Raw genomic sequence first — 25,258 nt, forward strand, 5'->3', positions numbered from 1 at the left:
GTTACCGCGGTGCGGGACAAGTGCCCCGCACCACAATTACTTCTCCAGACCTGCGGGCGGCCAGTTCTCGAGCTTCATGCCGAGGGTCAGGCCACGCGAGGCGAGGACTTCCTTGATCTCGTTGAGCGACTTGCGACCCAGGTTCGGGGTCTTGAGCAGTTCGTTCTCGGTACGCTGGATCAGGTCGCCGATGTAGTAGATGTTTTCGGCCTTCAGGCAGTTGGCCGAACGCACCGTCAGCTCCAGGTCGTCGACCGGGCGCAGCAGGATCGGATCGATCTGCGGCGTGCGGCTCGAAGCGGCTTCTGCCGCCGACTCGGTGCCTTCCAGCGCGGCGAACACGGACAGCTGGTCGACCAGGATGCGGGCCGACTGGCGGATCGCTTCCTCGGGCGAGATCACGCCGTCGGTTTCGATGTTCATCACCAGCTTGTCCAGGTCGGTACGCTGTTCCACGCGAGCGGATTCCACGGCGTACGACACGCGGCGCACCGGCGAGAACGAAGCGTCCAGCACGATGCGGCCGATGACCTTGCCCGACTCGTCGCCGAACTTGCGCACGTTGCCCGGCACATAGCCGCGGCCTTGCTCGACCTTGATCTGCATGTCCAGCTTGCCGCCGGCGGACAGATGGGCGATCACGTGGTTCGGGTTGATGATCTCGACGTCGTGCGGCAGCTCGATATCGGCAGCCGTGACCACGCCTTCGCCATCCTTGCGCAGCGACACCGTGACTTCGTCGCGGTTGTGCAGCTTGAACACCACGCCCTTCAGGTTGAGCAGCAGGTTAACGACGTCTTCCTGCACGCCGTCGATGGTGGAATACTCGTGGACCACCCCAGCGATCGTGACTTCGGTCGGTGCATAGCCGACCATCGACGACAGCAGCACGCGACGCAGGGCGTTACCGAGCGTATGGCCGTAGCCGCGCTCGAACGGCTCCATCACGACTTTGGCGTGATGGTCGCCCAGAGGCTCGACGGCGATGATTTTTGGCTTGAGGAGTGCTGTTTGCATTAGGTTGTCCTTTTCAATACCCTCGGCTCGTTACACCGATAAGGCTGACGTTTGGAACCTGAAAATCCCATCGCGAGATGGGCGAAGCCCGACCGCGCACACAGCGCGTCGGGCTGAAAGGGAAGCTTTGCGGCGAACGCAAGCTCTGGGCCGTTCCGCTCGCGTGATTAACGCGAGTACAGTTCGACGATCAGGCTTTCGTTGATGTCGCCCGAGATATCGGCGCGATCCGGTACTTGCTTGAAGGTGCCTTCGAACTTCTTCGAATCCACCGCCACCCAGGTCGGGAAGCCCGACTGCTCTGCCAGCGACAGCGATTCAGCGATACGGACTTGCTTCTTCGACTGTTCGCGGATGGTGACGACGTCGCCAGACTTGATCTGGGCCGACGGCACGTTCAGGGTCTGACCGTTCACCAGGATCGCCTTGTGCGACACCAGCTGGCGCGCTTCAGCGCGGGTCGAGCCGAAGCCCATGCGGTACACGACGTTGTCCAGGCGCGATTCCAGCAGTTGCAGCAGGTTTTCGCCGGTGTTGCCCTTGCGGCGGTCGGCTTCGGCGAAGTAGCGGCGGAACTGGCGCTCGAGCACACCGTAGATGCGCTTGACCTTCTGCTTTTCACGCAGCTGGTTGCCGTAGTCGGAGGTGCGGGCACCCGAGGTACGGCCGTGCTGGCCGGGCTTGCTGTCCAGCTTGCACTTGTCGGCGAGCGAGCGGCGGGCGCTCTTCAGGAACAGGTCGGTGCCTTCACGGCGGGAAAGTTTGGCCTTCGGGCCGGTATAACGTGCCACGTTGTCTTCCTTTGATCGATCGCGACGCCTTCAAGACGCGCCGCGAGTCCGCCAACGCAGTGCTTCCGCAGTGCATTTCTGCACCCGGGAGACCGTGACGGACGGTGGGCTTATTAAGCGCGCCCCGTTGCCGGGAACGACGCTGCAAGCATGTACAGTGCGCCGGCATGGGAATGTGCCGTAAGCGACATTCCTTCGACGCAAAACGAAAACCTGCCGCATTAAAATGCAGCAGGTCAGCGCGCAATACTACCATATCCGGAACCGGCAGGTAAACCCACCGGGCCCGGACACACCAACGCTCAGATGCGGCGGCGCTTCGGCGGACGGCAGCCGTTATGCGGAATCGGCGTGACGTCTTCGATGATCGCGATCTTGATGCCCAGCGCGTTCAGCGCGCGGACAGCCGATTCACGACCCGGGCCCGGGCCCTTGATGCGCACTTCCAGGTTCTTGATGCCCTGGTCTTGCGCCACGCGGCCGGCGTTCTCGGCAGCAACCTGGGCAGCGAACGGGGTCGACTTGCGCGAACCCTTGAAGCCCTGGCCACCGGCGGTCGCCCACGACAGGGCGTTGCCCTGGCGATCGGTGATCGTGATGATGGTGTTGTTGAACGAGGCGTGGACGTGCGCAATGCCGTCGGCAACGTTCTTCTTGACCTTTTTACGCGCGCGAGCGGCGTTATTCGGACCTTTTGCCATTAGTTTCTTCCTCTGCCTTCGGCTTTACTTCTTCAGAGCCACGCCGGCCTTGCGCGGACCCTTGCGGGTGCGGGCATTGGTCCGGGTACGCTGGCCGCGCATGGGCAGGCCCTTGCGGTGACGCATGCCACGATAGCAACCAAGGTCCATCAGACGCTTGATGTTCATCGTGGTTTCACGACGCAGGTCACCCTCGACCGTGACCTTGCCCACTTCGTCACGAAGCTTTTCCAGGTCGGCGTCGGTCAGATCCTTGACCTTCTTGTCAAACGGTACACCGGTGGCCTCGCAAATCTTGCGAGCGCGCGAGCGGCCGACACCATAAATGGCCGTCAGGCCGATTTCGGTGTGCTTGTGGTTCGGGATGTTAACCCCTGCGATACGTGCCATTCGTCAATCCTCTTTCCGATTAGCCTTGGCGTTGCTTGTGGCGGGGATCCGACGAGCAGATCACGCGCACGACACCGTTGCGCTTGATGATTTTGCAGTTGCGGCAAATGCGCTTAACAGAAGCCAGCACTTTCATAATTTTCCTCTTCCTTCAATTCCTGTTCGCTCACTTCGTCCGGAAGACGATTCGTGCGCGCGACAGATCATATGGGGTCAGCTCGACCGTCACCTTGTCACCCGGAAGAATCCGGATGTAGTTCATTCGCATCTTGCCGGAGATATGGCCCAGTACTACGTGGCCATTCTCCAGCTTGACCCGGAACGTCGCATTGGGCAGGTTTTCCAGGACCTCCCCCTGCATCTGGATGACGTCGTCTTTTGCCATACCTAGCCTGTACCGATCCGAAGTCAGCGCAAGGTCAGATTGCCCTTGAAATTCGCCTTCTTCAGCAGCGACTCATATTGCTGCGACATCACGTAAGACTGAACCTGAGCCATGAAGTCCATCGTGACGACCACGATGATCAGCAGCGAGGTTCCGCCAAAGTAGAACGGAACGTTCCACCGCAGCACCAGGAATTCCGGCAACAGGCAGACCAGTGTGATATAGACCGCACCAGCCAGCGTCAGGCGCACCAGAATCTTGTCGATATAGCGCGTCGTCTGCTCGCCCGGACGAATGCCCGGAATGAAGGCACCGCTTTTCTTCAGGTTGTCTGCCACTTCACGGCTGTTGTACACCAGGGCCGTATAGAAGAAGCAGAAAAATACAATCGCAGCAGCGTACAGCAGGATGTAGACCGGCTGGCCCGGCGACAGCGTGGCAGCCAGGTCCTTGACGAACCGGCCAACCGCACCCGTCGACTGGGACGTGAACCAGCCTGCAATCGTCGCCGGGAACAGGATGATCGACGATGCGAAGATCGGCGGAATCACCCCTGCCATGTTCAGCTTCAGCGGCAGGTGCGACGACTGGCCGCCGTACACCTTGTTGCCGACCTGACGCTTGGCATAGTTCACCAGGATCTTGCGCTGGCCCCGCTCGACAAACACCACGGCGAAGGTCACACCGATCACGATCGCCACGATGAAGATCGCCGCGATGATGCTCATGGAACCCGTACGGACCAGTTCGAACAGTCCGCCGATCGCGTTGGGCAGGCCCGCCGCGATACCGCCAAAGATGATGATCGAGATGCCGTTGCCCAGACCACGCTCGGTGATCTGCTCACCCAGCCACATCAGGAACATCGTACCGGTCACCAGCGTGATCACTGCCGTGGCCCTGAACATCAGGCCCGGATCCAGCACCAGCCCAGGCTGCGATTCCAGCGCCACCGCAATCGACAGCGCCTGGAACGTGGCCAGGACCACGGTGCCGTAGCGCGTGTACTGCGTGATCTTGCGTTGCCCTGCCTGCCCTTCCTTCTTCAGCGCTTCCAGCTGCGGCAGCACGATCGTCAGCAACTGCATGATGATCGACGCCGAGATGTACGGCATGATGCCGAGCGCGAAGACGGTAAAGCGCGACAGCGCCCCGCCCGAGAACAGGTTGAACATCCCGAGGATGCCACCCGACTGACTCTGGAAAAGCTTCGCAAGCTGCTCCGGATCGATACCGGGCACCGGAATATGAGCGCCGATGCGGTACACGATCAGGGCCAGCACCAGGAACATCAGCCGGCGCTTGAGGTCGCCGTACTTCGCCGTGTTCCTGGCTTGCGCGCTTGCATTGGGTTTCGCCGTGGCCAAACGATGCTCCGACTATGACTGCCTATGCTGCGATAAATGCCTGTCAGGCTGCGATCTGGCCGCCGGCGGCTTCGATCGCGGCCTTGGCGCCAGCGGTGGCGCCCAGACCCTTGATCGTCACCTTGCGGGTCAGTTCGCCAGCCTTGATGACCTTGGCGCTCTTGACCAGCTCGCCCACCAGGCCAGCTTGCTTCAGGACCAGCAGATCGACTTCGGCCGCTTCCAGGCGCTCGATGTCACGCAGCGTGACTTCGGCGTTGAACGCCTTGGTCAGCGAGGTGAAGCCGCGCTTGGGCAGACGACGATACAGCGGCATTTGACCGCCTTCGAAGCCCACCTTGTGGAAGCCGCCCGAACGCGACTTCTGACCCTTGTGGCCGCGACCGGCAGTCTTGCCCAGGCCGGAGCCGATACCGCGGCCGACGCGACGCTTGGCGTGCTTCGAACCGGCGGCCGGTTTCAGGTTGTTCAGTTGCATCTTGCTCTCCGAGTTCCCGGTATCAGGCCAGAACCTTGACCAGGTACGAGACCTTGTTGATCATGCCGCGCACAGCGGGCGTGTCCTGCAGCTCCGACACCGAGTTGATGCGGCGCAGGCCCAGGCCACGAACAGTGGCGCGATGATCCTCGCGCGTGCCGATCAGGCTGCGCACGAGTTGCACTTTTACGGTTTTCTGCGACATTGCGTTCACCTTAACCCAGGATGTCTTCGACCGACTTGCCACGCTTGGCGGCGATTTCGCCCGGCGTGCTCATCTTCTGAAGGCCGTCCAGCGTGGCGCGAACCATGTTGTACGGGTTGGTGGAACCGTGCGACTTGGTCACCACGTTGGTGACGCCCATCACTTCGAAGATCGCGCGCATCGGGCCGCCGGCGATCACGCCGGTACCTTCCTTGGCGGGCATCATCAGCACCTTGGCGGCGCCGTGCTTGCCAACGACTTCGTGTTGCAGCGTGCCGTTCTTCAGCGAGACCTTGACCATCTTGCGACGGGCTTCGTCCATTGCCTTCTGAACAGCAACCGGCACTTCCTTAGCCTTGCCCTTGCCCATGCCGATGCGGCCATCGCCGTCACCAACCACGGTCAGCGCAGCGAAACCGAGAATCCGGCCACCCTTCACCACCTTGGTGACGCGGTTGACCGAGATCATCTTCTCGCGGAGGCCGTCGTCGCGTTCGTCCTGTTGGACTTTTGCTTGCATCTTTGCCATGACGTATCTCTCTGTATGCGCTTAGAACTTCAGGCCGGCTTCGCGGGCGGCGTCTGCCAGGGCCTTAACGCGGCCATGGAAACGGAAGCCGGCGCGATCGAACGCGACGGTTTCCACGCCGGCAGCCTTCGCCTTTTCGGCGATGCGCTTGCCAACCACGGTGGCGGCAGCGGCGGTAGCGCCCTTGCCATCCAGTTCCTTGCGCACTTCCACCTCGGCGGTCGACGCGGAAGCCAGCACCTTGGTGCCGCACTCCGAGAAAACCTGGGCGTAAATATGCGAATTCGTACGGAACACGGTCAGACGATTGACTTTCATCTCCGCGATCTTGGCGCGGGTCTGACGTGCACGGCGCAAACGAGCGTCTTTCTTGTTCATCATTGCACCCCTTACTTCTTCTTGGTTTCCTTCAGGATGACGCGCTCGTCCGAGTAACGCACACCCTTGCCCTTGTAGGGCTCAGGCGGGCGGTACGCGCGGACTTCCGCGGCAACCTGACCGACTTTCTGCTTGTCCGCACCCTTGATGATGATCTCGGTCTGCGTCGGCGTTTCCGCCTTCACGCCTTCCGGCATCTCATGGATCACGTCGTGCGAGAAACCAAGCTGGAGCTTCAGCGCAGCGCCTTGCAGCTGGGCACGATAGCCCACGCCGACGAGGTTCAGCTTGCGCTCGAAACCGGTGGTTACGCCCTTGACCATGTTGGCCACCAGAGCACGCATGGTGCCCTGCAGAGCGTTTGCTTCACGCGATTCGTCAGCCGGGCTGAAGGTCAGCGTGTCATTTTCGACATTGACCTTGACCAGGCTGTGAATCGGCTGCGACAGCGTGCCGAGCGGGCCCTTTACGGAGAGCACGCCAGCCGCCACGTTCACTTCCGCGCCCTTGGGGAGCGCGATGGGAGCCTTACCTACACGGGACATGGTTCTCTCCTTAAGCGACGTAGCAGAGAACTTCGCCGCCCACGCCAGTGGCGCGAGCCTTGCGGTCGGTCATCAGACCCTGCGGGGTCGAAATGATCGCCACACCCAGGCCGTTCATCACTTGGGGGATGTCGCTGCGGCCCTTGTACACGCGCAGGCCGGGCTTCGAGACGCGCTCAATGCGCTCGATGACCGGACGGCCGGCGTAGTACTTGAGACCGATGCTCAGTTGTGCCTTGCCGCCATCTTCCTGGACGGCGTAGTCGTCGATGTAGCCTTCGTCCTTCAGGACCTTGGCGATTGCCACTTTCAGCTTCGACGACGGCATGACAACCGACGCTTTCTGCACGCCCTGGGCGTTGCGGATGCGCGTCAGCATATCGGCGATAGGATCGCTCATGCTCATACTGTTTCTCCTGTAGCCTGTGCGTAATTACCAGCTGGCTTTCGTCAGACCCGGGATTTCGCCCTTGAAGGCGATTTCGCGGATCTTGTTACGCGCCAGGCCAAACTTGCGGAAGGTACCGCGGGGACGACCGGTGATCGCGCAGCGGTTACGCTGGCGAGTCGGGTTCGCGTTGCGCGGGAGCTGTTGCAGCTCGAGACGCGCGCTGTAACGCTCTTCTTCCGACTTCTCTTGGTCGTCGATAATGGCCTTGAGGTTGGCGCGCTTGGCGGCATACTTCGCCACCAGCTTGGCGCGCTTCTTCTCACGTTCAATCAGAGCCAGTTTAGCCACGGTTACCCCTTAATTGCGGAACGGGAACTTGAACGCACCGAGGAGTGCCTTGGCTTCCTCGTCGTTCTTTGCCGTCGTCGTGATGCTGATGTTCAGACCACGCAGTGCGTCGATCTTGTCGTACTCGATTTCGGGGAAAATGATCTGCTCTTTCACACCGATGTTGTAGTTGCCGCGACCGTCGAACGACCGGCCCGACACACCACGGAAGTCACGCACGCGCGGCAGGGCCACGGTAACGAAACGATCGAGGAATTCGAACATGCGCTCGCCGCGCAGGGTCACCATCGCACCGATGGGGTAGCCCTGGCGGATCTTGAAGCCGGCGATAGCCTTCTTGGCCTTCGTCACGACCGGCTTCTGACCGGCGATCTTGGTCAGGTCGCCCACGGCGTTCTCAATGATCTTCTTGTCATTGATGGCTTCGCCAAGACCCATGTTCAGGGTGATCTTGGTGATGCGCGGCACTTCCATGACCGACTTGTAGCCGAACTGTTCGATCAGCTTCGGCACAACCTGTTCTTTGTAAAACTCTTGCAGACGTGCTGCCATGCTCAACTCCTATACGTGCCCAGAATCAAGCTGCCACGACGGCGCCGGTGGTCTTCAGCACGCGCACGCGCTTGCCGTCTTCCACCTTGATGCCGACGCGCGACGGCTTGCCATTGGCATCCACGAGCGCAACGTTGGAAATATGCAGGGGCATGACCTTGTCGACCACACCACCGGTAGTGCCCAGCATCGGGTTCGGGCGGGCATGCTTCTTGGCGATGTTCACGCCTTGCACCGCAACCTTGTCGCCCAGGACGGCTTGCACGGTACCGCGCTTGCCCTTGTCCTTGCCGGTCAGCACAATGACTTCGTCGCCTTTGCGAATCTTGTTCATGGCGGCTCCTTACAGCACTTCCGGAGCGAGCGACACGATCTTCATGAAGCGCTCGGTACGGAGTTCACGAGTCACCGGCCCGAAGATACGGGTGCCGATCGGCTCGAGCTTGTTGTTCAGCAGGACGGCGGCGTTGCCGTCGAACTTGATCAGCGAACCGTCAGCGCGGCGCACGCCCTTGGCGGTACGCACGACGACGGCGTTGTAGATGTCGCCCTTCTTCACGCGACCGCGCGGCGCTGCGTCCTTGACGGTCACCTTGATGATGTCGCCAACGCTTGCGTAGCGGCGCTTGGAGCCACCCAGCACCTTGATGCACAGCACTTCGCGCGCACCAGTGTTATCGGCTACTTCGAGCCGGCTTTCTGTCTGAATCATGGTGTTTGTCTTCCCAACTTAATCCGTCAGGTGCAAAAAGCGCCCATCGGTCAGTCTTGGTCCCGTCGGCTCCGGCATTGCGCCAGCTCCGTATGGGTTGATCAACTTTGAAGTCGGTAGGAACCAGGCGATCTCAACAACTTGCTGAGGCCGCTCGGCCCTGGCTCGCTTCACAGGCCCGCCCGGGTGGTACTACAAAGGCGAACGCAACAAAGCGGAAGTCCAGGATTATAGCTACATAATCCTGGACTTGCAAGTCAAGCTAAGAACGTGTTGTTCTTAGATGACGCGTGCAGCCTCTACCAGCCGGGAAACCACCCAGGACTTGGTCCGCGACAGCGGACGGCCTTCCTGGATCTCGACCTTGTCGCCTTCCTTGTACTGGTTGGCTTCGTCGTGTGCGTGGTACTTCTTCGAACGCAGCACGTACTTGCCGTACAGAGGATGCTTGACGCGGTTTTCCACCAAGACCGTAACGGTCTTGTCCATCTTGTCGCTCACGACACGGCCGACCAGGGTACGGCGAAGCGACTTTTCCGTTTGTGCAGCTTCAGTCATTTCGCGTTTGCCTTTTGAGTCAGCACGGTTTGCACACGCGCGATGTCCTTGCGAACCTTTTTCAGCTGGCTGGTGTTCTGCAGCTGTTGGGTCGCCTTTTGCATGCGCAGGCTAAATTGGGCCTTCAGCAGCTCGGAGAGCTCCTGGTTCAGCCCGGCGGCGTCCTTGCCGCGAAGTTCGGATGCTTTCATCCCTGCTCTCCTTACGTCCCGACCTGGCGCACCACGAAATTGGTGGCGATCGGCAGCTTGGCGGCTGCGAGGCGGAACGCCTCACGCGCCAGGTCTTCGGTCACGCCATCCATTTCGTACAGCATCTTACCCGGCTGGATTTCAGCCACGTAATACTCCGGATTGCCCTTACCGTTACCCATACGGACTTCGGCAGGCTTCTTCGAGATCGGCTTGTCCGGGAAGATCCGGATCCAGATGCGGCCGCCACGCTTGATGTGGCGGGTCATCGCACGACGTGCCGACTCGATCTGACGAGCCGTCAGGCGGCCACGGCCCATGGCCTTCAGGCCGAATTCGCCGAAAGACACGGCGTTACCACGGGTAGCCTTACCCGTGTTGCGGCCCTTCTGCTCCTTGCGGTATTTTCTGCGCTTAGGTTGCAGCATCGTTATTCTCCACTCTTCGCATCGCCAGGCGCACCGCGGCGACCGGCACCTGCACCGGCGCCACCGCGACGGTTGCCACCCGGGCGGCCTTCGCCTTCACGGCGGCGGCCTTCCGGACGACCCGGGCGACGACGACGGTCGTCTTGCGGCTCTTCCACCACCGGCGCGTCATTGCGGCCGAGGTGATCACCCTTGTAGACCCACACCTTGACACCGATGATGCCGTAGGTGGTTTCTGCTTCGGAGAAACCGTAGTCGATGTCGGCGCGCAGGGTGTGCAGGGGCACACGGCCTTCGCGGTACCACTCGGTACGTGCGATTTCGATACCGTTCAGACGGCCGGCGCTCATGATCTTGATACCCTGGGCGCCCAGGCGCATCGCATTCTGCATCGCGCGCTTCATGGCGCGGCGGAACATGATGCGGCGCTCGAGCTGCTGGGTGATCGAGTCGGCGATCAGCTGAGCATCGGTTTCCGGCTTGCGGATTTCCTCGATGTTCACGTGCACGGGCACGCCCATGCGACGCTGCAGTTCAGCCTTGAGCAGTTCGATGTCCTCACCCTTCTTGCCGATCACCACGCCCGGACGCGAGCTGTAAATGGTGATGCGTGCGTTGCGGGCGGGGCGCTCGATCACGACGCGGCCAACCGATGCGTTCTTCAGCTTCTTCTTCAGGAAGTCTCGAACTTCGATGTCTTCCTTCAGCATGCCGGCGAACTTCGTGTTGCTGGCGTACCAGCGCGAAGCCCAGTTACGGCTGACAGCCAGGCGGAAGCCAGTCGGATGAATCTTCTGTCCCATCGTGACTCCTTAGTTGCCGAGCGTCACAGTGATGTGACAGGTTTGTTTCTCGATGCGGTTGCCGCGGCCCTTCGCCCGTGCGGTGAAGCGCTTGAGCGAGGTTGCCTTGTCGACGAAGATCGATTTGACCTTCAGTTCGTCGATGTCGGCGCCTTCGTTGTGCTCAGCGTTGGCGATGGCCGATTCGACCACCTTCTTCACGATCCCGGCAGCCTTTTTCGGGCTGAACTGCAGGACATTGAGCGCGCGCTCGATCGGCAGACCACGGATCTGGTCAGCGACCAGGCGCGTCTTCTGGGCGGAGATGCGGGCACCGCGATGAATCGCTTTCACTTCCATGATGGCACCTTACCTCTTCGCTTTCTTGTCAGCCGCGTGGCCCTTGAACGTGCGGGTAATCGCAAATTCACCGAGCTTGTGGCCAACCATGTTTTCCGTAACGTACACCGGCACGTGTTGACGGCCGTTGTGCACGGCGATCGTCAGGCCAATGAACTCCGGCAGAATGGTCGAGCGACGCGACCAAGTCTTGATGGGCTTCTTGTCCTTGCCGCTCGAGGCGACTTCCACCTTCTTCAGCAGGTGGGCGTCGCAGAACGGACCCTTTTTAGCGGAACGAGTCATATCTTTAGCTCCTACCTACCGATTAACGCTTGTGGCGCTTCTGGACGATCATGCTGTCCGTGCGCTTGTTGCTGCGGGTACGGTAACCCTTGGCCGGGGTACCCCACGGCGAAACCGGATCGCGACCAGCGGCGGTCTTGCCTTCACCACCACCGTGCGGGTGATCCACCGGGTTCATCACGACACCACGCACCGTCGGGCGGATACCGCGCCAGCGGGTGGCACCGGCCTTGCCGATGACGCGCAGGCTGTGCTCTTCGTTGCCCACTTCACCGATGGTGGCGCGGCACTCGATGTGCACGCGGCGCACTTCACCGGAGCGCAGGCGAACCTGGGCGTACAGGCCTTCACGAGCCAGCAGCACGGCGGAACCGCCGGCGGCACGTGCGATCTGCGAACCCTTGCCCGGCAGCATTTCCACGTTGTTGATCGTGGTACCGACCGGAATGTTGCGGATCGGCAGGTTGTTACCGGCCTTGATCGGCGCTTCCGAGCCGTTCAGCAGTTGCTGACCGGCAACCATGCCCTTGGTGGCGATGATGTAGCGGCGCTCGCCGTCGGCGAACAGCACCAGCGCGATATTGGCGCTGCGGTTCGGATCGTATTCCAGGCGTTCGACCTTGGCGGGGATGCCGTCCTTGTCGTTACGCTTGAAGTCGACCACGCGGTAGTGGTGCTTATGACCACCGCCCTTGTGGCGGGTGGTGATATGACCATTGTTGTTACGGCCCGACTTCTGGAATTGCTTTTCCAGCAGCGGAGCGTGCGGGGCGCCCTTGTGAAGGTCCTTGTTGACCACCTTCACCATCGAGCGACGACCCGGGGAAGTCGGCTTGGTCTTGACGAGTGCCATGATTACTTGGCCTCCGCTTCAAAATTGATTTCCTGACCCGGCTTCAGCGAAACGTAGGCCTTCTTCACGTGGTTGCGACGCCCCATGAAACGGCCAAAACGCTTCTGCTTGCCCTTCTGGTTCAGGATCTGAACGGACTGCACCTCGACCTTGAACAGCAATTCGACTGCGGCCTTCACTTCTGCCTTGTTGGCATCGCGGGCCACTTCGAACACGACTTGTTCATTCTTGTCGGCGACCAGGGTTGCCTTTTCGGAAACCACCGGCGCGAGCAGCACCTGCATCAAACGATGATCGTTCTTGGCTACTTGCGTCATTTCAGCAACTCCTCGATCTGCGCGACGGCTGCCTTGGTCACCAGCACCTTCTTGTAGTGCACGAGCGACAGCGGATCAGCCTGGCGCGGCTCGACAACTGCCACGTGCGGCAGGTTGCGCGAAGCCAGGTAGAGGTTTTCGTCGAGGCTGTCGGTGATGATCAGCACCGAGTCCAAGCCCATGGCCTTGAACTTGTCGGCCAAGAGCTTGGTCTTGGGCGCGTCGACAGTGAAACCGTCCACCACGTTGATACGACCTTCACGTGCGAGCTGCGAGTAAATCGAGCGCATGCCGGCACGGAACATCTTCTTGTTGACCTTCTGGGTGAAGTTCTCTTCCGGCGAATTCGGGAAGATACGGCCGCCCCCGCGCCACAGCGGCGAGGAAGACATACCGGCACGAGCACGGCCCGTACCCTTCTGGCGCCACGGCTTCTTGGTCGTGTGCTTGACCTCTTCACGATCCTTCTGCTTACGGTTACCGCTGCGAGCGTTGGCCTGGTAAGCGACGACGATCTGGTGAACGAGGGCTTCGTTGTAGTCACGGCCGAACACTTCGGGCGAAGCGTCAACGCCCGCACCGATCTGGCCATTGTCCTGGAGGAGCTTGAGTTCCATTACATGCGCTCCTTAAGCTTTGGCTTTGGCCTTGACGGCCGGGGTGACGATGACCTTGCCGCCCTTGGAGCCGGGAATGGCACCCTTGACCAGCAGCAGCTTGCGCTCTGCGTCGATCTTGGCGATTTCCAGGTTCTGCACGGTGCGGGTGACATCGCCCAGGTGACCGGTCATGCGCTTGCCCGGGAACACGCGGCCCGGATCCTGCGCCATACCGATCGAGCCCGGCACGTTGTGCGAGCGCGAGTTACCGTGGGTGGCACGGCCGGAGGCGAAGTGATAACGCTTGATGGTACCGGCGTAGCCCTTACCGATCGACACGCCCTGCACGTCGATCTTCTGACCGACTTCGAACAGGTCGACCGACAGCGAACCGCCAGCTTGCAGTTCGGCAGCCTTGGCTGCATCGATACGGAATTCGCGGATGATTTCGCCGGCTTCCACGCCGGCTTTGGCGAGATGACCCGCCAGCGGCTTGGTAACGCGGCTTGCGCGTCGTGCGCCGAAGGTGACTTGAACCGCGGTATAACCGTCGGTCTCGTCCGTCTTGATTTGCGTCACGCGGTTGTCGCCGACCTCGACCACGGTAACGGGAATCGAATCACCGTCGTCCGTGAAAATACGGGTCATGCCAACCTTGCGACCTACAAGGCCAAGGCTCATGGTTTGCTCCATTCCCAGCTGCGATTGGCCGGGGCTGATTGATACACGAAAACTGTGTTTGCTGTGGACTTGCGCTAAAGAAGACTGCGCGCGGCCAAAGTGGCCAGCCCACTACCCGAGGAAACGGGTAGCCTTACACTATATCGCAGCGGTTTGGAAAGGGCAATATGAATTGCGGATTCGCCTGCAGTGTTGTAGGCAGGCTGCCGCAGTAGTGGCGCTTGCGTTGCTTGGGGTGTGGTGTGGAGGCGACGACGGGTAGTTGAAGCGCCGTAAAGTGCATCCAGGGATGGTTTGTTCAGGCGGCGATGCGCACGAAATCGCCGCCGTAGAATACCAGCGGTTCGCCCTCCCCGGCGCCGAACGCCTCGACGGCGCCGACGATCAGCAGGTGATCGCCCACCAAGTCGGCCCGCTCCACGCGGCAGGCCAGCGTCGCCAGCGCCTCGTCCAGGTAGGGCACGCCGCGCTCGCAGCGCCGGTGGGCGACGCCCGCGAACTTGTCCGCCGACGGGGTGGCGAAGCGGCGCGCCAGTTCGCCATGGCCCGCGCGCAGAATGCTGACGCCGAAGGGCGCGCCGCGTGAAAACAGGCCCGCATTCGGCGAGTGCATCGCCAGGCTCCACAGGATCAGCGGCGGCGCCAGCGACAACGAGGCAAACGAGTTCACGGTCAGGCCGACGGGCCGGCCCTGCGCCCCGCATGCGCCGATGACGGCCACGCCGGTGGCATAGCGGCCGCAAACCCGGCGCAGCTCGCGGGGATCATGGACGGAAGTGGCGGGCGTGGCGGCGTGCATGTCAGGCGGCCTCGGCGACGTACTGGTTGATCAGCTGGTGGCAGGCCTGCGGATCCAACCACCACGGGAAGTAGTCCGGCGGATTGTCGAAGCCGTTGGCGATGCGCGCGGCCAGTGCCGGCGCCTGCCCCGCGGCGCCCAGCAGCGCCAGGATATGCGGCGGCGGCGGGGTCAGCAGCGAGTTGGTCCACGCTACCACGTCGCCCGCGTACTGCCAGTACTGGTCGAAGGTGCGCTCCATCCAGGCCTGGTCGAAGGACTGGTCGCCGCGCGCCAGGATCGCATCGAGATAGACCTTGCAGCATTTGGCGGCGTTGTTCGAGCCCTGCCCCGTGATCGGGTCGTTGACCACCACGGCATCTGCCATGCCGAACACCAGCCGCCCGGATGGCAGCGTCAGCACCGGCTTGCGCACCGTTGGCGCGAAGCGACCGGTAAGGATGCCGTTGTCGTCGGTCAGCGCCACCCGCTCGCAGCGCTCGGCTTCCCACGGCAGGTAGGTCTGCAGGATGCGCAGGCTTTCGGCCAGGTGCTGCGCCGGGGTGCGCGCCTCGGCCCAACGGTCCATCGGGCCGCCCGGGATGCCTTCGAACACCATGATCTCGCACGGCCCGGACAGCGTCAGCGCGGGGAAGACGAAGTACTCGCCCACGCCCGGGATCAGGTTGAAGCAAACCCGCGAGAACGGCGTGCGCGGCTCCATGCCGGTCACATAGGTCAGCGCCAGCGCGCGCTGCGGCTTGTCGAAGGGGCTGCGGGAAGCATCGCGCTCGAAGCGGCTGACGATCTCGCCCTTGCCGGCGGCCAGCAGCACGAGGTCATGCTCGCGGGTCAGGTCCTCCAGCTCGTCCAGGCCGACATCGACGATGCGCAGGTCGCCGCCGCGTGCAACGAAGGTCTCCATCCACGCCGGCATCTTCAGGCGCTGGTCCACCGCCTGCGCCGGGCGGTCCAGGGGCGCGGCCCAGTCGATCGCGCGGGCACCGGCCTGCTCGGGATGCGGCACGGCCAGGCCGATGCCCTCCACCGGAGGGCAGGCATCGTCCCACCAGTTCAGCCCGAGCTCGCGCTCGGCCTGCAGCGCGCGGTCGAACATGCACTGGCTGGACATGACTTTCCCGCCGCGGATCTGCTCGGGTGTCCGGTTGGACAGCAGCGTGACCCGGTAGCCGTTGGCTTGCAGCCCGAGGGCCATTTGCAGGCCCGACTGGCCGGCTCCGACGATGGCGATGCGTTGGCTCATGATTTTCTCCTGAAGGTCGTCCGGCGGCATTCAGCCGGCCAGCTTGCCGATGGCGGGCACATTCTGCTCCGGCCCCATGGCGGAATAGCCGCCGTCGACGGCATAGTCGGCACCGGTGACGAAGCTGGCATGGTCGGAACAGAGGAAGAGCACCACCTGTGCCACTTCATCGGGCTCGCCGACGCGGCCCAGCAGGTGAAACGGCGCGGCCACCGCATCGGTGCGGGCGCGGTTGCCGCCGCTGACCTCAGCCATTAGCCGGCACCAGGTCCAGCCCGGCGACACCGCGTTGACGCGGATGCGGTCCGGCGCCAGGTCCATCGCCATGCTCCGCGTCAGCTGCGCGATGGCGGCTTTCGACACCGGATAGAGCCAGCGCCCGGTCTGCGCCACGTTGGCCGAGATACTGGTGAAATTGACGATCGCGCCGCCGCCGCGCGCCCGCATGTGCGGATGCACCGCCTGCGCCAGCATCACGCCCGACACCACGTTGACGTCGAGCGCCGCCAGCCAGTCGGCCCGGCCCGAACGGAAGCCGTCATCGAGATAGGTGCAGGCCAGGTTGACCAGGCAGTCCACGCCGCCAAAGCGCTGCACCACCTGCGCCACCGCATCGCGGACCTGTTCGTCACGCGTGATGTCGGTGGCGATGAAGAGTGCGTTCGGCCCGAGCTGCGCGGCCACGCGCTCGCCGTTGGCGGCATCGATATCGAAGATCGCCACGCGCGCGCCGGCCTCGACAAAGGCCCGCGCCACGCCGGCCCCGATCAGCGTGGCGCCGCCGGTGACAATGGCCACCTTGCCCTGCAGTCCTTTCATGCTTGTCTCCTGTGCCGGCAATCGCCGGCGATGGTTGCGGGCGGGCCTCTGCGGGCCCGTTCCGGATCTATGCCGCGCGCTGCCTACTTGCCATCGCTCTGCTGCCAGCGCGCCATCAGCGTGTTCGACGGCAGCGTCTCGTCCAGCAGCTTGCGCGCGGTCTCCACGCCCGCCACCGGCAAACCCGCCGGGTCCAGCTTGCCGATCTGCACCAGCACGCTGGCCTGGTCCCAGTAGATATGCTCGTGGTACAGCTTGTCACCGCGGAACTTGACGATGGCGATCAGCGGGATCTCCACGCGCTTGCCGGTGGGCGGCACGCCGGGCAGCATCCAGTCGATCTCGCAGGTATGCGTGAAGCAGAACAGCATCTCGTCGACGATCTGCGTGGCCCCGACCGTGCGCGACAGCGGGATCAGCGTGGTGTCGGGCGGATTGCTGTGCACGAAATGGTGCTGGTAGAAGCGCCGCAGCTGCGCGTAGCCGACGCCGCCGGTCATGGTCGGGATATGGTTCACATAGGGCTGCGGCGCCATCGTCGCCATGGTGGCGTCGACATCGCGGGTGGCGAATTCATACTCGCAGTGCTTGTCCCACAGCGCGGAGAAATCGTAATGCGGCCCCATCTCGCCGCGCAGCGCAGCGATCGAGCGCTGGTGCGCCATCAGCGCCGAGGGCTTGTCGAAGTGCTCGCCGCCCGTGCGTGCAAAGGCATGGTCTACGCCGGCGTAGACGTAGACCTCGATGTTCTCGCGCCCGGCCAGGGCTTCGCAGATCGCAGCCTGGGCCTGCGGCGGGCAGAATCCGTCTTTCTCGGCGATATGCAGCACCAGGCGGCCGCGCACGTTGGCGGCCTCGCCCAGCGCGTGCTCGATGCCCACGCCGTAGTACGCCACCGCGCAGGCCACGTCGGGCAGCCGGCAGGCCGCCAGGTAGGCCAGCTTGCCGCCCAGGCAGAAGCCCAGCACGCCGGTCTGGCCGACGCATTCCGGCCGCGCCCGCAGTGCCTCAAGCGCGGCGCCCACATCCTGCACGCCCGTGGCTTCGTCGAACTGCTGGTACAGGCCCAGCGCCCGCTGGAAGTCCTCGCCGCGGTCGGTCAGCTCGATCCCGGGCGCGATGCGCCAGAACAGGTCGGGCACCAGCACCGTATAGCCCTCCTCGGCGTAGTATTCCGCCACCTGCCGCATGGTCGCGTTGACGCCGAAGATCTCCTGGCACAGCACGATGCCGGGGCCCTTGCCTGCCGCCGGGGTGGCGAGATAACCGCTGAAACTGCCTTCGGGGGTCTGGATCTGGATGGTCTGGCCCATGGCCTGCGCTCCTTGTCGTTCTCTTTCCAGTATCTGGTGGGACTGCCGTGCTGGCTTCCATGATGGTGGCTCCGCACCGCAGCAAACTAGCCGCTGGACGCAGCGGCTATCCGATTAGTGCAGGAAACTTCGGAATCGGTCAACGCCGCAGCGCTGACAGCGGGGCCATCCGCTATAGTGGATCGCGTGGGAAACCGTGCCCGGCCGTCATGCCGGGCCGGCCCCGGAACCAGCGGCGCGCACGGTCACCGGCAGCGCCGCGGCCCCGCCAGAGGAGCGAGACAATGCAGCTGCCCCCCGCCGCCGGACCGCTGGCGAGCGCCCTGCTCGGCGATCCCGCCCGGTGCGTGTTCGCCTCGACCGACCTGGCCGAGACGCGCGCCGCGGTCGGGCGCGTGTTCAAGCCGCACCGGCTCGAGATACGCGGCCCCCGGTTGCAGGCACGCATGCACCATGCGCCGCTTGGCGCGGTCTCGTTCAACCGCCTGGCCTACGGCGCCGACGTCACCATCGACCCCGGCCCGCTCGGCGACTTCCTGCTGGTGCAGATGCCGCTGCAAGGACAGGCCGAGATCCGCTGCGGCGACCAGCACATCGTCTCCACGCCCGACTGCGCTTCGGTGCTGACGCCCAGCGATGCGCTGGCCATGCGCTGGAGCGCCGACAACGACCAGCTGATCGTGCGCATCGAACGCAGTGCGCTGGAACGCGTCTGCGCCGCCCACCTGGGCCGGCGCCCCGAGCAGCCGCTGCGCTTCGCGCTCGGCATGGCCTGGCGCAGCGGCGCCTGGTACGAACTGATGCGCTATCTCGCCGCGATGCTGGAGACCGCGCCCGAGACCGCGCGCCATCCGCTGACCGCCTGCCAGCTGGAACAGCTGGTGATCGGCACGCTGCTGACCTGGCAGCCGCACAGCCTGTCGGACGCTTTGCGCGAGCACGGCAAACCGCTGGCACCACGCCATGTGAAGGTGGTAGAGGAGTACATTCACGCGAACGCCGCTGCGGAGCTGACGCCGGCCTTGCTGGCCGAGGTTGCCGGCGTCAGCGTACGCAGCCTGTTCGCCGGCTTCCGCGAGCATCGCGGCACCGGGCCGATGGCCTATCTGCGCACGGTGCGCCTCGAGCGCGTGCGGCACGACCTGCTGAACGACGCGTCGGTGTCGTCAGTGAGCGGGGCAGCGCTGCGCTGGGGCTTTGCCCATCTGGGGCGCTTCAGCGCGGAGTACCGGCGCGCGTTCGGGGAGTGCCCCGCGCAGACGTTGCGGCGGCGCGGGGCGGGCTAGGCTGGTGATCGCTCAGTTCGTCGCGCAACTGTAGCTGGCAGCAAGACTGGCATCTCCCGACCCCGAGTACTTCGGGAATTTCGGGTACACGCACAGCGGCATGGTGCGCACCACGGTCTGCCGCGCGTCCATCTTCGAACTCTGCAGCTGTTCAGGGGCCACCGATTTCTCGACCCAGTCGATCATGCCCCCGAGATAGTCGACCTGATCCGGGCCGACACCGCCTTGCACATGCCCGACACCCGGCTCGAGGTAGAAGCGTGCATTGGCCGCACCGGCGCCAGCAAGCTGGGTCATCGCCATGAAATTGCGAACGTGGTCCCTGCCGCTGAGCGGCGAGTCGGCGCCGCCGTGCCACGAAATCAGCTACTTGCCCGATGACACGAATTGCGCGATGGCACGCATATGGTGATCCGCCCCAGCCTGCTGCAAGCCGGCGGCGATCGGCGGCAAGTCCCGCGTCACGTCGAACGTTGCCTGCAAGCTGCCCGGCTGCGTGGCGGGCAACATCTACGCCGCGTTGCCCGTGGCGATGGCGGCGAAGCCGCCGCCGAGGCCCACGTAGTATGGCAAGAATTCGCCAAAATCGGCCCAGTAGTAGCCCGCGTAGACCAGCGCGCCCGCCGCGTCGCTCAGCGGCCCGACCTGTTCCTGAACGGTGCGCAGCTGCCCGGGGGTCAGGCAGGTGGCCGCGTCAGCCCCGGGGGCACCGCACGCCAGCGCGGCCGGACTGAAGGTACAGGCGTTGGGGTTGGCGATGATGCCGTCCCTGATCCCGCCCAGCCCGTCACATGCTGCGATCGCGGCAGCGTTCAGCGCTGTCCACTGGGCCGCGGCCGGCATGTCGGTCGGAACCGGCACGCCGGGCCAGGTTGAGCCACGCTGCTGTCTGCGTGGCCATGTTCATGGTTTCCGCGCCGGCGATGATCCCGTCATACTGGTCCGGCCAGCGCTGCGCCGCGATATAGGCATTGCGCCCGCCATTGGACGCGCCGTTGAAGTAGGTATAGCTGGGTGCGCGCCCGTAGAACGCCTTGACTGCTGCCTTGGCGAAAGCGATCGTGGTGCCGACCGCGGCATAGGCATAGTCGGACTTCTCGGTTTGGCTCGTCAGGAATTCGGAGGGGTCGCCAGTACGGTTGCCGCCATTCGACGCGGCGTACGCAACGGCCCGCTGGAGCGGCTGGTACAGGGGGAAGCCGGCGCTGAAGCTCTCCACGGTTTTCACCTGCCCATCGAAACCTCCGCCACCCTGGTGCATCAGCCTGCCCGTCCAGTTGTCCGGCAGATCCACTTCGATGTCGAGCAACGTGCCGCTGGTTGCCGAAACCTTGCAGTAGCCCGGCAGCCCGCCCGCCGCCTCGATGCGCTTTACCGCCGTTATGCTGGCCCCGCCGATGGCCCTGCCTTACAGCGTAGCGCACGCCGCCGTGTAGTCGACCGCGGCCACGGTTGAAGCTTCAGGCTGCCCATCGCCGCCGCCGCACTCACTGAGCGTGAGTCCGATGCCCAACGCCAGGGCAATGCCGATGGCATTGCCCGAGCGCGGACGCACGGGTCCGGTGAGTCCTTTCAAACATGATTGTCTCCTCTGGGGGGCGCCACGCTTAGGGTTGCGGCTTTGCCGTCACGACTGAAATAAGGTAAAGCCGCTGCGGGGGACGCGCCGGAGCGCCATTTCGCGCTCCCCTTTTTCAAGATTTCGAACGCATGAAGAGGACCAGCACCGGGACGTTGAGCGGTGCGGGGATTGCTGCTTCTCGGGCAGGGCGCCGGGCACCATGACGGACACGCCGATCAGCGTGGCAGCGTTGGCGTCGCGGCTTTGATTTGCATCACTTGCGCCAGTTGCAATCGACGTTAGTGATACAACATGATTCAATCAATCAGTGCTTATGTATCACTTTGCGGCGCGAGATGGCGGCGGCAACCGGATCGATTCGTCGCCCTCGCTCGCACGGTACGGGAGCAATCGGGCGAGCAAGGCAGCTGTATGCAAGCCTTGAAAACAAAAACGGCGAACCATACGGTTCGCCGTTTTGCTGCAGCAGGCCGCGGGCGCGGCCCGAAGCATGATTACACCTTGATCTCGACGTCCACGCCTGCCGGCAGGTCGAGCTTCATCAGCGCGTCAACCGTCTTGTCGGTCGGGTCGACGATGTCCATCAGGCGCTGGTGCGTGCGGATCTCGAACTGATCGCGGCTGGTCTTGTTGACGTGCGGCGAACGCAGGATGTCGAAGCGCTGGATGCGGGTCGGCAGGGGCACCGGGCCCTTGACGATCGCGCCGGTACGCTTGGCGGTATCCACGATTTCCGCAGCCGACTGGTCGATCAGGCGGTAGTCGAAAGCCTTCAGGCGGATACGGATCTTCTGGTTCTGCATGATATTTCCTTAAAAGAGCGATTGGGCAACGTGCCCGTTGAATGGGGACATGCCCGACAGGCATGTCCCAGGAAGTGCTTAGTCGAGGATCTTTGCCACGACGCCGGCGCCGACGGTACGGCCGCCTTCACGGATAGCGAAGCGCAGGCCTTCTTCCATGGCGATCGGGGCGATCAGCTTGACGGTGATCGACACGTTGTCACCCGGCATGACCATTTCCTTGTCCTTCGGCAGCTCGATCGAGCCGGTCACGTCGGTGGTACGGAAGTAGAACTGCGGGCGGTAGTTGTTGAAGAACGGGGTGTGACGGCCGCCTTCGTCCTTCGACAGGATGTACACCTCGCCGGTGAAGTGGGTGTGCGGCTTGATCGAACCCGGCTTGCACAGCACCTGGCCGCGCTCGACGTCTTCACGCTTGGTGCCGCGCAGCAGCAGGCCAACGTTGTCGCCGGCTTGACCCTGGTCCAGCAGCTTGCGGAACATTTCCACGCCGGTGCAGGTGGTCTTCACCGTCGGCTTGATACCGACGATTTCGATTTCCTCACCGACCTTCACCACGCCGCGCTCGATACGGCCGGTCACCACGGTGCCGCGACCCGAGATCGAGAACACGTCTTCCACCGGCATCAGGAAGGTACCGTCAACGGCACGCTCCGGCGTCGGGATGTAGGTGTCCAGTGCGTCGGCCAGGTTCATGATGGCCACTTCGCCCAGCTCGCCCTTGTCGCCTTCCAGCGCCAGCTTGGCCGAACCCTTGATGATCGGGGTGTCGTCGCCGGGGAACTCGTACTTGCTCAGCAGCTCGCGAACTTCCATCTCGACCAGCTCGAGCAGTTCAGCGTCGTCCACCATGTCGCACTTGTTCAGGAACACGATGATGTAAGGCACGCCAACCTGACGGGCCAGCAGGATGTGCTCGCGCGTTTGCGGCATCGGGCCGTCAGCGGCCGAGCAAACCAGGATTGCGCCGTCCATCTGGGCGGCACCCGTGATCATGTTCTTCACATAGTCAGCGTGGCCCGGGCAGTCAACGTGCGCGTAGTGGCGGTTGGCCGTTTCGTACTCGACGTGGGCGGTATTGATGGTAATACCGCGTGCCTTTTCTTCCGGCGCTGCGTCGATTTCGTCGTACTTCTTGGCGGCACCGCCGAACTTGGCTGCCAGCACCGTGGCGATCGCCGCGGTCAGCGTGGTCTTGCCGTGGTCAACGTGACCAATCGTACCAACGTTCACGTGCGGCTTGGTCCGCTCGAACTTTTCCTTTGCCATTTTTCAGCTCCTAATGGAATTCAGTCTTGTCGATTCATCACGCCGCCGCGCCCCACGCGGGGTGCGGCGGCAAACAGCTTATTACTTGCCCTTGGCCGTCATCACGGCTTCGGCGATGTTCTTCGGTGCTTCAGCGTAGTGCTTGAATTCCATGGTGTACGTGGCGCGGCCTTGCGTGGCCGAGCGCAGCGACGTGGAATAACCGAACATTTCCGACAGCGGGACTTCGGCCTTGATGATCTTGCCGCCGCCCACCATGTCGTCCATGCCCTGCACGATGCCGCGGCGGGACGACAGGTCGCCCATCACGGTACCCGTGTAGTCTTCCGGCGTTTCCACTTCCACGGCCATCATCGGCTCAAGCAGAACCGGGCTGGCCTTGCGCATGGCTTCCTTGAAAGCCATCGAGCCGGCCATGCGGAACGCGTTTTCGTTCGAGTCCACGTCGTGGTACGAACCGAACGTCAGCGTGACCTTCACGTCTACCACCGGGAAGCCAGCCAGGATGCCGTTCGGCAGCGTGTCGACGATACCCTTTTCGACCGCCGGGATGTATTCGCGAGGAATCACACCGCCCTTGATGGCGTCGATGAACTCGAAGCCCTTGCCCGGCTCTTGCGGTTCCAGCGTGATCACAGCGTGACCGTACTGGCCGCGGCCGCCCGACTGCTTGACGAACTTGCCCTCGACGCCTTCGGCCGTCTTGCGAATGGTTTCGCGGTAGGCCACCTGCGGCGCGCCGATGTTGGCTTCCACGCCGAATTCGCGCTTCATGCGGTCGACCAGAATTTCGAGGTGGAGCTCGCCCATGCCCGAAATGATGGTCTGACCCGATTCTTCATCGGTACGCACGCGGAACGACGGATCTTCAGCGGCCAGGCGGTTCAGGGCGATGCCCATCTTTTCCTGGTCAGCCTTGGTCTTCGGCTCGACAGCCTGCGAGATCACCGGCTCCGGGAACACCATGCGCTCGAGCACGATCGGTGCAGCCGGATCGCACAGCGTGTCGCCCGTGGTGGCGTCCTTCAGACCCACTGCAGCGGCGATGTCGCCGGCCAGCACTTCCTTGATTTCTTCGCGCTGGTTGGCATGCATCTGCAGAATACGGCCCAGGCGTTCCTTCTTGCTCTTGACCGGGTTGTACACGGTGTCGCCCGAATTGATCTTGCCCGAGTAGACGCGGAAGAAGATCAGCTGACCAACGAACGGGTCGGTCATGATCTTGAACGCCAGTGCCGAGAACTTTTCGTTGTCGTCAGCCTTGCGCTCGAGCTTCTTCTCGCTGTCGTCCTCGTCCGTGCCCGTAACCGGCGGAATGTCGACCGGCGACGGCAGGAAGTCGATCACGGCGTCGAGCATACGCTGCACGCCCTTGTTCTTGAACGCGGTGCCGCACAGCATCGGCTGTATTTCGCAGGCGATGGTACGGTCACGCAACGCCTTGACGATCTCGGCGCGGGTCAGCTCTTCGCCGCCCAGGTACTTTTCCATCAGCTCTTCGCTGGCTTCGGCGGCGGACTCGACCATCTTCTCGCGCCATTCTTCAGCGGTGGCTTGCAGCTCAGCCGGGATGTCCTGGTATTCGAACTTCACGCCCTGGCTGGCTTCGTCCCAAATGATCGCCTTCATTTCCAGCAGATCGACGACGCCCTGGAAGCCGTCTTCAGCGCCGATCGGCACCACGACGGGCACCGGGTTGGCCTTCAGGCGGGTCTTCAGCTGGTCGTAGACCTTGAAGAAGTTCGCGCCGGTACGGTCCATCTTGTTGACGAATGCCAGACGCGGCACGCGGTACTTGTTGGCCTGACGCCAGACGGTTTCCGACTGCGGCTGCACGCCACCCACTGCGCAGTACACCATGCACGCGCCGTCCAGCACGCGCATGGAACGCTCCACCTCGATGGTGAAGTCCACGTGGCCCGGGGTGTCGATGATGTTGAAGCGATGCTCGGGGTAGTTGCCGGCCATGCCCTTCCAGAAGGCGGTGGTCGCAGCAGACGTGATGGTGATGCCGCGCTCCTGCTCCTGCTCCATCCAGTCCATGGTGGCCGCGCCATCATGCACTTCACCGATCTTGTGGTTCACACCGGTGTAGAACAGGATCCGCTCGGTCGTGGTGGTTTTACCCGCGTCAATGTGAGCCGAAATACCGATGTTACGGTAGCGCTCAATAGGAGTCTTACGAGCCACTTTAATCCTCTATTCGTCCGTGAGGCGCCGGCATCTCATGGCCCGCGCCCCTAACACAAACGGGCGAGATGTGTAAAAACACAGCCCGCCCGGCAACCAACAAACGCTATC

Annotated in this window: 39 protein-coding genes; 1 reads left to right on the forward strand and 38 read right to left on the reverse strand. The window is 63.1% G+C overall.

Annotation, left to right across the window (positions count from 1 at the left end; all coding sequences use genetic code 11):
* Positions 1-36: 36 nt before the first annotated feature.
* The 31 genes from AC3WL8_RS11160 to AC3WL8_RS11310 all read right to left on the reverse strand — a co-directional run bounded on the left by AC3WL8_RS11160 (position 37) and on the right by AC3WL8_RS11310 (position 18,017).
* Positions 37-1,017, reverse strand: a complete 981-nt coding sequence (locus tag AC3WL8_RS11160; protein ID WP_010812374.1) for a DNA-directed RNA polymerase subunit alpha — start codon at positions 1,015-1,017, stop codon at positions 37-39.
* Between the two features lie 167 nt (positions 1,018-1,184).
* Positions 1,185-1,808: a 30S ribosomal protein S4 gene (rpsD, locus tag AC3WL8_RS11165; RefSeq protein WP_013958240.1), complete on the reverse strand. Its 624-nt coding sequence runs from the start codon at positions 1,806-1,808 to the stop codon at positions 1,185-1,187.
* A gap of 302 nt (positions 1,809-2,110) precedes the next feature.
* Positions 2,111-2,509, reverse strand: coding sequence for a 30S ribosomal protein S11 (rpsK, locus tag AC3WL8_RS11170; RefSeq protein WP_010812376.1), 399 nt, complete (start codon positions 2,507-2,509; stop codon positions 2,111-2,113).
* Positions 2,510-2,533: 24 nt separating this feature from the next.
* The gene (gene rpsM / locus AC3WL8_RS11175) at positions 2,534-2,899 is read right to left on the reverse strand and encodes a 30S ribosomal protein S13 (protein WP_010812377.1); all 366 of its coding nucleotides are present in this window, start codon (positions 2,897-2,899) and stop codon (positions 2,534-2,536) included.
* Between the two features lie 19 nt (positions 2,900-2,918).
* On the reverse strand, positions 2,919-3,035 hold the full coding sequence (gene rpmJ, locus AC3WL8_RS11180) for a 50S ribosomal protein L36 (protein WP_008642959.1): 117 nt from the start codon (positions 3,033-3,035) through the stop codon (positions 2,919-2,921).
* A 30-nt stretch (positions 3,036-3,065) separates the two neighbouring features.
* Positions 3,066-3,284 (reverse strand): translation initiation factor IF-1, encoded by a 219-nt coding sequence (gene infA, locus AC3WL8_RS11185; RefSeq protein WP_010812378.1) that lies wholly within the window; start codon positions 3,282-3,284, stop codon positions 3,066-3,068.
* A 23-nt stretch (positions 3,285-3,307) separates the two neighbouring features.
* Entirely contained in the window at positions 3,308-4,651 is a 1,344-nt protein-coding gene (gene secY, locus AC3WL8_RS11190) for a preprotein translocase subunit SecY (protein WP_013958241.1), read from the reverse strand.
* A 43-nt stretch (positions 4,652-4,694) separates the two neighbouring features.
* A complete protein-coding gene (gene rplO, locus AC3WL8_RS11195; protein ID WP_010812380.1) occupies positions 4,695-5,129 on the reverse strand; it encodes a 50S ribosomal protein L15 in 435 nt (144 codons plus the stop codon).
* Positions 5,130-5,151: 22 nt separating this feature from the next.
* Positions 5,152-5,334, reverse strand: a complete 183-nt coding sequence (gene rpmD / locus AC3WL8_RS11200; protein WP_010812381.1) for a 50S ribosomal protein L30 — start codon at positions 5,332-5,334, stop codon at positions 5,152-5,154.
* A 10-nt stretch (positions 5,335-5,344) separates the two neighbouring features.
* On the reverse strand, positions 5,345-5,863 hold the full coding sequence (rpsE, locus tag AC3WL8_RS11205) for a 30S ribosomal protein S5 (protein WP_006160449.1): 519 nt from the start codon (positions 5,861-5,863) through the stop codon (positions 5,345-5,347).
* Between the two features lie 21 nt (positions 5,864-5,884).
* Positions 5,885-6,241 carry a 50S ribosomal protein L18 gene (rplR, locus tag AC3WL8_RS11210; protein WP_010812382.1) on the reverse strand — a complete coding sequence of 119 codons (357 nt, stop codon included), beginning with the start codon at positions 6,239-6,241 and terminating at the stop codon, positions 5,885-5,887.
* An 11-nt stretch (positions 6,242-6,252) separates the two neighbouring features.
* Complete coding sequence (gene rplF, locus AC3WL8_RS11215; RefSeq protein WP_010812383.1) at positions 6,253-6,786, reverse strand: 50S ribosomal protein L6; 534 nt, start codon at positions 6,784-6,786, stop codon at positions 6,253-6,255.
* A 10-nt stretch (positions 6,787-6,796) separates the two neighbouring features.
* Positions 6,797-7,192 carry a 30S ribosomal protein S8 gene (rpsH, locus tag AC3WL8_RS11220; RefSeq protein ID WP_010812384.1) on the reverse strand — a complete coding sequence of 132 codons (396 nt, stop codon included), beginning with the start codon at positions 7,190-7,192 and terminating at the stop codon, positions 6,797-6,799.
* 27 nt (positions 7,193-7,219) lie between these two features.
* Positions 7,220-7,525, reverse strand: coding sequence for a 30S ribosomal protein S14 (gene rpsN, locus AC3WL8_RS11225; protein ID WP_010812385.1), 306 nt, complete (start codon positions 7,523-7,525; stop codon positions 7,220-7,222).
* Between the two features lie 9 nt (positions 7,526-7,534).
* Positions 7,535-8,077 carry a 50S ribosomal protein L5 gene (gene rplE, locus AC3WL8_RS11230; RefSeq protein ID WP_010812386.1) on the reverse strand — a complete coding sequence of 181 codons (543 nt, stop codon included), beginning with the start codon at positions 8,075-8,077 and terminating at the stop codon, positions 7,535-7,537.
* Between the two features lie 25 nt (positions 8,078-8,102).
* Positions 8,103-8,411 carry a 50S ribosomal protein L24 gene (rplX, locus tag AC3WL8_RS11235; RefSeq protein WP_010812387.1) on the reverse strand — a complete coding sequence of 103 codons (309 nt, stop codon included), beginning with the start codon at positions 8,409-8,411 and terminating at the stop codon, positions 8,103-8,105.
* Positions 8,412-8,420: 9 nt separating this feature from the next.
* Positions 8,421-8,789, reverse strand: a complete 369-nt coding sequence (rplN, locus tag AC3WL8_RS11240) for a 50S ribosomal protein L14 (protein ID WP_010812388.1) — start codon at positions 8,787-8,789, stop codon at positions 8,421-8,423.
* A gap of 279 nt (positions 8,790-9,068) precedes the next feature.
* Positions 9,069-9,347 (reverse strand): 30S ribosomal protein S17, encoded by a 279-nt coding sequence (gene rpsQ / locus AC3WL8_RS11245; protein ID WP_010812389.1) that lies wholly within the window; start codon positions 9,345-9,347, stop codon positions 9,069-9,071.
* Entirely contained in the window at positions 9,344-9,538 is a 195-nt protein-coding gene (rpmC, locus tag AC3WL8_RS11250; RefSeq protein ID WP_010812390.1) for a 50S ribosomal protein L29, read from the reverse strand. Before rpmC ends, rpsQ begins: the two co-directional genes overlap by 4 nt.
* An 11-nt stretch (positions 9,539-9,549) precedes the next feature.
* Positions 9,550-9,966: a 50S ribosomal protein L16 gene (rplP, locus tag AC3WL8_RS11255; RefSeq protein WP_013958242.1), complete on the reverse strand. Its 417-nt coding sequence runs from the start codon at positions 9,964-9,966 to the stop codon at positions 9,550-9,552.
* 2 nt (positions 9,967-9,968) lie between these two features.
* Positions 9,969-10,769 (reverse strand): 30S ribosomal protein S3, encoded by an 801-nt coding sequence (gene rpsC, locus AC3WL8_RS11260; RefSeq protein ID WP_013958243.1) that lies wholly within the window; start codon positions 10,767-10,769, stop codon positions 9,969-9,971.
* Between the two features lie 9 nt (positions 10,770-10,778).
* A complete protein-coding gene (gene rplV / locus AC3WL8_RS11265; RefSeq protein ID WP_013958244.1) occupies positions 10,779-11,108 on the reverse strand; it encodes a 50S ribosomal protein L22 in 330 nt (109 codons plus the stop codon).
* Positions 11,109-11,117: 9 nt separating this feature from the next.
* On the reverse strand, positions 11,118-11,393 hold the full coding sequence (rpsS, locus tag AC3WL8_RS11270; protein WP_010812394.1) for a 30S ribosomal protein S19: 276 nt from the start codon (positions 11,391-11,393) through the stop codon (positions 11,118-11,120).
* Positions 11,394-11,415: 22 nt separating this feature from the next.
* The gene (gene rplB / locus AC3WL8_RS11275) at positions 11,416-12,246 is read right to left on the reverse strand and encodes a 50S ribosomal protein L2 (protein ID WP_013958245.1); all 831 of its coding nucleotides are present in this window, start codon (positions 12,244-12,246) and stop codon (positions 11,416-11,418) included.
* Between the two features lie 2 nt (positions 12,247-12,248).
* A complete protein-coding gene (gene rplW / locus AC3WL8_RS11280; protein ID WP_006576245.1) occupies positions 12,249-12,563 on the reverse strand; it encodes a 50S ribosomal protein L23 in 315 nt (104 codons plus the stop codon).
* Positions 12,560-13,180, reverse strand: coding sequence for a 50S ribosomal protein L4 (gene rplD / locus AC3WL8_RS11285; protein ID WP_010812396.1), 621 nt, complete (start codon positions 13,178-13,180; stop codon positions 12,560-12,562). The genes rplW and rplD overlap by 4 nt, the downstream gene beginning before the upstream one ends.
* A gap of 12 nt (positions 13,181-13,192) precedes the next feature.
* Positions 13,193-13,843 carry a 50S ribosomal protein L3 gene (rplC, locus tag AC3WL8_RS11290; RefSeq protein WP_013958246.1) on the reverse strand — a complete coding sequence of 217 codons (651 nt, stop codon included), beginning with the start codon at positions 13,841-13,843 and terminating at the stop codon, positions 13,193-13,195.
* A 298-nt stretch (positions 13,844-14,141) separates the two neighbouring features.
* A complete protein-coding gene (locus AC3WL8_RS11295) occupies positions 14,142-14,642 on the reverse strand; it encodes a flavin reductase family protein (protein WP_211980380.1) in 501 nt (166 codons plus the stop codon).
* Position 14,643: 1 nt separating this feature from the next.
* Complete coding sequence (locus AC3WL8_RS11300) at positions 14,644-15,885, reverse strand: styrene monooxygenase/indole monooxygenase family protein (protein WP_211980381.1); 1,242 nt, start codon at positions 15,883-15,885, stop codon at positions 14,644-14,646.
* A gap of 30 nt (positions 15,886-15,915) precedes the next feature.
* Positions 15,916-16,704, reverse strand: coding sequence for an SDR family oxidoreductase (locus tag AC3WL8_RS11305; protein ID WP_492378273.1), 789 nt, complete (start codon positions 16,702-16,704; stop codon positions 15,916-15,918).
* A gap of 83 nt (positions 16,705-16,787) precedes the next feature.
* Positions 16,788-18,017: a dienelactone hydrolase family protein gene (locus AC3WL8_RS11310; protein WP_492378274.1), complete on the reverse strand. Its 1,230-nt coding sequence runs from the start codon at positions 18,015-18,017 to the stop codon at positions 16,788-16,790.
* A gap of 284 nt (positions 18,018-18,301) precedes the next feature.
* Here AC3WL8_RS11310 and AC3WL8_RS11315 point away from each other — a divergent pair, with 284 nt between their 5' ends.
* Positions 18,302-19,303 carry an AraC family transcriptional regulator gene (locus tag AC3WL8_RS11315; RefSeq protein ID WP_013958251.1) on the forward strand — a complete coding sequence of 334 codons (1,002 nt, stop codon included), beginning with the start codon at positions 18,302-18,304 and terminating at the stop codon, positions 19,301-19,303.
* Positions 19,304-19,315: 12 nt separating this feature from the next.
* Here the strand turns inward: AC3WL8_RS11315 and AC3WL8_RS11320 are convergent, their stop codons facing one another.
* From AC3WL8_RS11320 to fusA, 7 genes are all read right to left on the reverse strand, one after another.
* Entirely contained in the window at positions 19,316-19,669 is a 354-nt protein-coding gene (locus AC3WL8_RS11320; protein WP_211982346.1) for a tannase/feruloyl esterase family alpha/beta hydrolase, read from the reverse strand.
* Positions 19,670-19,813: 144 nt separating this feature from the next.
* Positions 19,814-20,146 carry a tannase/feruloyl esterase family alpha/beta hydrolase gene (locus tag AC3WL8_RS11325; RefSeq protein WP_492378275.1) on the reverse strand — a complete coding sequence of 111 codons (333 nt, stop codon included), beginning with the start codon at positions 20,144-20,146 and terminating at the stop codon, positions 19,814-19,816.
* The gene (locus AC3WL8_RS11330) at positions 20,091-20,612 is read right to left on the reverse strand and encodes a tannase/feruloyl esterase family alpha/beta hydrolase (RefSeq protein WP_013958255.1); all 522 of its coding nucleotides are present in this window, start codon (positions 20,610-20,612) and stop codon (positions 20,091-20,093) included. Before AC3WL8_RS11330 ends, AC3WL8_RS11325 begins: the two co-directional genes overlap by 56 nt.
* Positions 20,613-20,711: 99 nt before the next feature.
* Complete coding sequence (locus tag AC3WL8_RS11335) at positions 20,712-20,879, reverse strand: hypothetical protein (protein WP_153955111.1); 168 nt, start codon at positions 20,877-20,879, stop codon at positions 20,712-20,714.
* A gap of 500 nt (positions 20,880-21,379) precedes the next feature.
* Positions 21,380-21,688 (reverse strand): 30S ribosomal protein S10, encoded by a 309-nt coding sequence (rpsJ, locus tag AC3WL8_RS11340; protein WP_006160488.1) that lies wholly within the window; start codon positions 21,686-21,688, stop codon positions 21,380-21,382.
* A 78-nt stretch (positions 21,689-21,766) separates the two neighbouring features.
* On the reverse strand, positions 21,767-22,957 hold the full coding sequence (gene tuf / locus AC3WL8_RS11345) for an elongation factor Tu (protein ID WP_010810470.1): 1,191 nt from the start codon (positions 22,955-22,957) through the stop codon (positions 21,767-21,769).
* 81 nt (positions 22,958-23,038) lie between these two features.
* Positions 23,039-25,147: an elongation factor G gene (fusA, locus tag AC3WL8_RS11350; RefSeq protein ID WP_013958257.1), complete on the reverse strand. Its 2,109-nt coding sequence runs from the start codon at positions 25,145-25,147 to the stop codon at positions 23,039-23,041.
* Between the last annotated feature and the right edge of the window lie 111 nt (positions 25,148-25,258).

The organism is Cupriavidus sp. FW305-F7, from assembly GCF_058782875.1.